Raw genomic sequence first — 6,022 nt, forward strand, 5'->3', positions numbered from 1 at the left:
TGTTGGGCTTGTATATCTCAGACACTGAAGGTGCACATCAGTGGCTAAGTATACTAACCGATCTTCATAGTCGCGGAATTAAAGACATCCTGATTGCCTGTGTCGATGGCCTTAAAGGCTTCCCTGAAGCCATTGAAACCATTTACCCACATACAGAGGTGCAGTCATGCATCATTCATCAAATTCGTAACTCAATGAAATACGTAGCGTCTAAAAACCAGAAGGCGTTTATGGCTGATTTAAAGTGTGTCTATAAAGCCACAACCCTCAATGCAGCTGAGATGGCGCTGGACGAGCTGGAAGCCAAATGGGGCGACAAATATCCTGTGGTCATCAAGTCCTGGCGCAACAAGTGGGCGCTGTTATCGACCTATTTTAAGTACCCGGAATACGTGCGTAAGGCTATCTACACCACGAACGCGGTTGAGGCCGTACATCGTCAGTTTCGTAAACTGACGAAAACCAAGGGTGGTTTTGCCAACGAGAACAGTTTACTCAAACTGCTCTACGCCGGTATATTGAAGGCTCAGGAGCGGTGGTCACACCCGATTCAAAACTGGAATTTAACGCTATCTCAGCTGTCCATCCATTTTGAAGGACGACTGGATGCTCACATCGATCTGTGATTTTTAACGTGACACAGAATTTTGAACACCCTCTTGATCACTGTTACAGGAGAAGCGGTTTCCATATCTTGGCGCTGAATACGTGAGCCTGTGACTTCGATACGCTCAACCTTGTCGCCCTCCTCTGCAGCATAAGCTTCCTGAGAGACAGATACTGCTGCCGTTGACACAGCAGCAAACAGTGCCAATTTAACCGCACTGGCCAGCTTATTGGTTCTTGTCATAATAAACTCCCTTGCTTCCTGAATTGTTTTTATGTTCGCCGACCTCTTTAGGAGCGGCGAGCAAAGATACTGTCGCCTGGTTTCAAAACCGTCAATAACAGAGTTTTAATCTAACCAAGGCTTTATTGTTTCCAAATTGAAATCAGATTGTTTATTTTTTGAGTGAACTTCAACTGCCCTGCAATTGGTATATAACTGCAAACTTAAATAAGTGGATTTGTCAAAAAATAATTTTGATTTTTTGTTAAAAGCACCTCATTTAAGTAACACAACCATTAATCAAAAACGTGACTTGCATCGCCCTTATACAGAATACAAGACCAACATCACGAAACGAAATGCTTCATTGGGGTGTTTGACTACCTGCTCTTTTAGGTATACCTGCATGGAGTTCTCTGTTCGCCAGGTCATATTACAAACGGTATGCAACATAGTTATGTTAGCAACTTGTTTTACTTCATCTTATCTATGCTTTTCTCTAATAGCTTTTTATGCTGTAGTAATTATTCTTTTAGAGAGAGCACTTCAAGCCTGTATACCAGAGTAAATGTGTCTGTAATAAAGCCACTCAGGTTACTATGGATATAAATAATGTCTTTGATTTGAGGGAACGGGGGGATTGTCCCAAAATGAAGGGATCCAAGAGCCATATCATTTCATTTGCGAGCTCGGATTAGCCAGCCACGCCATTAAGAGAGCACAAACCGCCCCTTAACGGTTCAATCAAGGCCGTAGGTGCTTGCTCGTAAAGTAAAGAAGAGGCGATTAATAGCCCTCGGTTATCTGATGAAAAAGTTGGATTGAACCAAAACATCAGTGAAGAAGATACGAAAAGGCCCATGAGTGCTTTTTGCGGGCTTACAAGCCTTGGATGCAAGGCGTGGTTCACAATAAATAGCCCTGCGCCTTTGCAAGACGCACAATAGACAGGATAGGACTGTACCTCCGCATATGATTCGCTGAAAACTTGAATAATTTAGCCCAAGGGAAATAGCATCCAAGCACTCATTACAGTTTGAGCAACCACTCAAAAATTACCTGCTTGGAATATGCATTTCAGCGGCCCATAGGTGACATAATAACTATGGCGAGAGATGAATAACAAAATCAAACGACTGCTGCGAATGGGATTATAATTATCGAGATCGCGCCGACTTCTTTTTAAGGTCAGAGCGACATTTCCTACTGCCGTAGATTAAACCCAAAAAAAAGCGCCCGAAGGCGCTTTGGCATTTTATGAGATGACTTAGAACTTGTAAGTTACACCACCGTAGATTTGACGACCTATGGTGTCATAAACCTCAGGGACAGTTCCGGCATCACTGCCATTGGATACAAATGAAGGTTCTTCATCTGTCAGGTTCTTTACACCCAAGGAGGCTGTCAAACCATCAGTGAAGTGATAGGTGCCGACAATGTTGTGATACATAACGGCATCAGCCTTGGCAACCGCTGTAAACGGATTATCATTCTGATCATAGTCAGTATAAATATCATCCATCTTACCGATATAACGGTTGTAGTACATCAGGCTCCAGTCGCCACGACTGGCTTGAATACTGAAGTTATTGCGAACTTCCGCATAGGCGCCAAAGTTACCGTCAATGGTACCATCATAAGAAACGCCATCCTGCTCAAACTCCAACAGGTAGGTCAGGTCGTTGTTAATCTTCCAGTCCAGTCCCAGGCCTTCGAAGCTGTAAGCCAGGTTGAAATCGATACCACTGGTATTCTGGCTACCTACGTTGGTCAGCGGATTGGTAAAGTCAGATAGATCGCCGTCAGAAGTAATCTTGAAGGTATCACAGGCAAGCTGGTTGCCGGCGTAACAATCTTTCAGGCCTTTTTGAGCATCCAGACGAGTAATGGCATTGGTTACCCGAAAACGCCAGTAGTCCAGGGTCAAAGACATGCCGTCAATAAAGTGCGGTGAGTAAACCAGACCGGCAGTGTAAGACTCAGACTCTTCAGGTTCCAAGTTTTCGTCCGAGGTATAGTTCACCAAAATCTGTGGGTCTTGCTCGTTGCCCCATGGATCGGTCAGATAGTCGTACGATCCTGTGTTACCACCGTAGAGCTCACTGACGTTTGGCGCACGGAAACCGGTAGCCGCCACGGCGCGCAGCATTAAGTCGTCGGTCGCTTCATAGGTCAGGCCTATCTTCCAGGTCGATGCCTTACCAAAAGTGGAGTAATCATCGAAACGCAGGGCAAATTCACCGGTCAGCTTGTCGCTGAAAGGTACGCTAACCTCCTGATAAACAGAGATCACATCATAGTTACCATCAGTAGGATCTTGCTGGGCCGCTGTACCCTCACCGGCGACAATCACAGGATCCGGATTAAAGTAACCGCTATCGTAACGGTATTCGGCACCGATAGCGAAGCTGACTGGACCGGCATCGAGATCAAACAGCTCACCGCTCAACACACCGGCAACCAAATGTTGTTCGTTGCCACCATCGTTACGCTCGGTGAAGCCTATATCGTTGATGATCTCCTGGGTCAGGGGTGCACCGCTGAGCCAGGCGCCTTGATTGTTGTAAACTGAGTTTTCCATCTTTTTGGCATTAATGGAGTTTTCAACCCAGGTATCGGCCTTGTTCTTGCCGTAGGTGTAAGACAGATCCCAAGTCATGCCGGTATGAACATCCAGCGTGCCCTGCAGGGCAATCGAGGCGCGCAGCGTATCGACATCCTGATTATAGATACGAGGCCCTACGTCATTGGTACGGCGACGGTAGTTAACACGGCCGGTCTTATCTGCCTTGATACCGGCATCCAGCATGGATTGATCCAGCGTGAGACAGCGAGAAGCATCAATACCTTCCTCGCCACAGACACCCAGCATGATATCGGCTGGTTGAGCCGCCATTTGCTGATCGGACTTACGCTTGGTATACAGTATGTCACCTGTCAGCACCAACTCATTGCCCAACTCCTGGATCATGTTGGCAAACAAGCTATAACGCTCACTAGGCGTTTGGAACCAACTATCCTGAGTATAATCATAACCTGTGCTGCGCTCGACCCAATTACCATTGGCGTCTTTGACCATTCCGTTCAGAGAGCCGGTAGGAATAAAGGAACTGGCTCCTGGCTCGGTCCAATCACGATCCCCCTGAATTACGCCACGGCGGTCAGAATAAGACGCACCAAAAGTGTAGTTACCACCATTGTCTGTGTTGAAGCCATACAACAAACTCAGCTCACCGCTCTCACCGTCGCCTTTATCGGTTCCGCTGCCGTTGAAATCCAACTGAAAACCTTCAAAGTCTTTCTTGGTGATAATGTTAACCACACCGGCGATGGCATCGGAGCCGTATACCGCTGAAGCCCCGTCTTTAAGAATTTCTACCCGAGCTATCATAGCCACTGGGATAGAGTTCAAATCCACTGCACTATCGGCACCGGAGCCGGAATTGACCATACGGCGACCATTAAGCAGTACCAGTGTCCGCTCAGCGCCCATGCCTCGCAGATCAACCTGAGCCACACCATCGGCTCCATTATTGGTACTGGAACCCACTGCAGCACCGGCCATGGAAGTTTGAGCCTGCAGCAATTGATCCACTGAAGTGAAACCTTCCGCTCGAATGGCGTCGGCACTAATCACTGTCACTGGTGAAGCGGTTTCCATATCTTGACGCTGGATACGTGAACCTGTGACTTCAATACGTTCTACCTTGGCTCCCTCTTCGGCAGCAAAAGCTACCTGAGAGACAGATGCAGCTGACGTTGACACTGCAGCAAATAACGCCAATCTTACTGAGCTGGTCAGCTTATTGGTTCTTATCATTTTAAACTCCCTTACTTCTTGGTTTGTTTTTATTTTCACCGCACTTATTAATGCAGCGTTGCCAAGATACTGTCGCCTCGTTTCAATAGCGTCAATAACAGGATTTTCATCTGACAAAAACCAAAATGTTTTATTTATGTTTTACCAATGTTTCATTTTATGGCAGTTGTGGCCCACTAATCCAAAAGCGAATAAATATGCAGCCAATTATGGTGAAAAACCTAAAAATTGACTTTGATTTTTCGTTAATTTAAAACACATTAATTAACATAACCAGAGCATTAAAGTGTGATCTGGATCACAAATCAATTTGTTTCAATGCTGATACATCACAATGAGACACCAAAACTTTCTTTAGGCAATCCCGCTTTCCCCAAATCAAAAGCAAAGGTTAACAACGCATAAAACCAGCCTATTCAGTCAGATTAAAGCGCTATTTAAATGATACAAACAACACATTTGTTATTATTATGTTCCGCATTTAAGTAAATGATTAACCAAGGAAGTAGTTTTTTATGCTACCAGAAACGGATATATCTCAAGAAACAAATCACCATCAAGCTAAAAATCAGGATGATTTGTTAAATCAAAGCGAGGATTGAAGATGATAACGCTCTACATGGTAAAGAGCGCAAATTAAAGCCTTGACTTGAGCCAAGGCTTTTATTTGGATAAGTACTGGGAATATCAACCTAACAAATAACAAGAAGAACTATTGGAACTCTTTATCCTCCTTTCCTTCAAGTTTTGATTGGGTCAACAACCTCATAGAAAATAACTCTCAAGATCCAATACAAGCGCGAATTCTGTCGGCTATGGTGTGCAGCTCATCCATATCCCCCTGATGGGCCGCGTGCTCCATCAGGCCTTTAAGCGGGCCGGGCAATACATGAAAATGTACATGGGGCACACTCTGACCGGCGGCGCTGCCGTTGTGTTGGAACACAGTAGAGCCCGGGATACCCATGGCCTTTTCCACTGCCTTGCCCATCAGTTTGACGGTACGCATGCAGGCCACCGCCGCTTCATCAGACAACTGATACAGGGTCACGGCCGGCTCTTTGGGCAACACCAATAAGTGGCCCTTGGTTTGCGGCATGATATCCATGAAAGACAGAGTATGCTCATCTTCATAGAGTTTGATACAGGGCAACTCGCCGCGAAGAATGCGGGCGAAAATATTGTTGTTGTCGTAATTCAGATCCATCTTGTCACTCCATACTGACGAACCGATTGGCTTGGAAACTATTGGTGTACCACAAAAAAGGGCCGGTTGCACCGCAATGTAGATCAGATAAGGATCGGTTGACCGATCCTTCTGATGAGAGACAATCGGAAACCTGTTTGTAGGTTTCCGATTTTTTATGTCTATT

The 6,022-nt window shown here is 45.6% G+C and carries 3 protein-coding genes and 1 pseudogene; 1 reads left to right on the forward strand and 3 read right to left on the reverse strand.

From position 1 onward, the window contains the following. Positions 1-626, forward strand: a 626-nt coding sequence (locus ACMHXE_RS17205; RefSeq protein ID WP_224868444.1) for an IS256 family transposase, incomplete at its 5' end; no start/stop codon positions are given. A 35-nt stretch (positions 627-661) separates the two neighbouring features. On the opposite strand, the pseudogene ACMHXE_RS17210 reads toward ACMHXE_RS17205, so the two are convergent. The 3 genes and pseudogenes from ACMHXE_RS17210 to ACMHXE_RS17220 all read right to left on the reverse strand — a co-directional run. Continuing rightward, positions 662-850, reverse strand: a pseudogene (locus ACMHXE_RS17210) (hypothetical protein); the annotation flags it as partial. A gap of 1,246 nt (positions 851-2,096) precedes the next feature. Next, on the reverse strand, positions 2,097-4,649 hold the full coding sequence (locus ACMHXE_RS17215; RefSeq protein ID WP_165564966.1) for a TonB-dependent receptor plug domain-containing protein: 2,553 nt from the start codon (positions 4,647-4,649) through the stop codon (positions 2,097-2,099). A 781-nt stretch (positions 4,650-5,430) separates the two neighbouring features. After that, positions 5,431-5,856 carry an HIT family protein gene (locus ACMHXE_RS17220; RefSeq protein WP_189577836.1) on the reverse strand — a complete coding sequence of 142 codons (426 nt, stop codon included), beginning with the start codon at positions 5,854-5,856 and terminating at the stop codon, positions 5,431-5,433. Positions 5,857-6,022 lie beyond the last annotated feature (166 nt).

The sequence above is a fragment of the Shewanella sp. BJSY2023SW007 genome (assembly GCF_047314525.1).
GTDB classification, from domain to species: Bacteria; Pseudomonadota; Gammaproteobacteria; order Enterobacterales; family Shewanellaceae; genus Shewanella; species Shewanella chilikensis.

Coding starts and splice junctions, on each gene's coding strand:
- ACMHXE_RS17215 (WP_165564966.1), bottom strand. CDS start 4,649: ATGATAAGAACCAATAAGCTGACCAGCTCAGTAAGATTGGCGTTATTT.
- ACMHXE_RS17220 (WP_189577836.1), bottom strand. CDS start 5,856: ATGGATCTGAATTACGACAACAACAATATTTTCGCCCGCATTCTTCGC.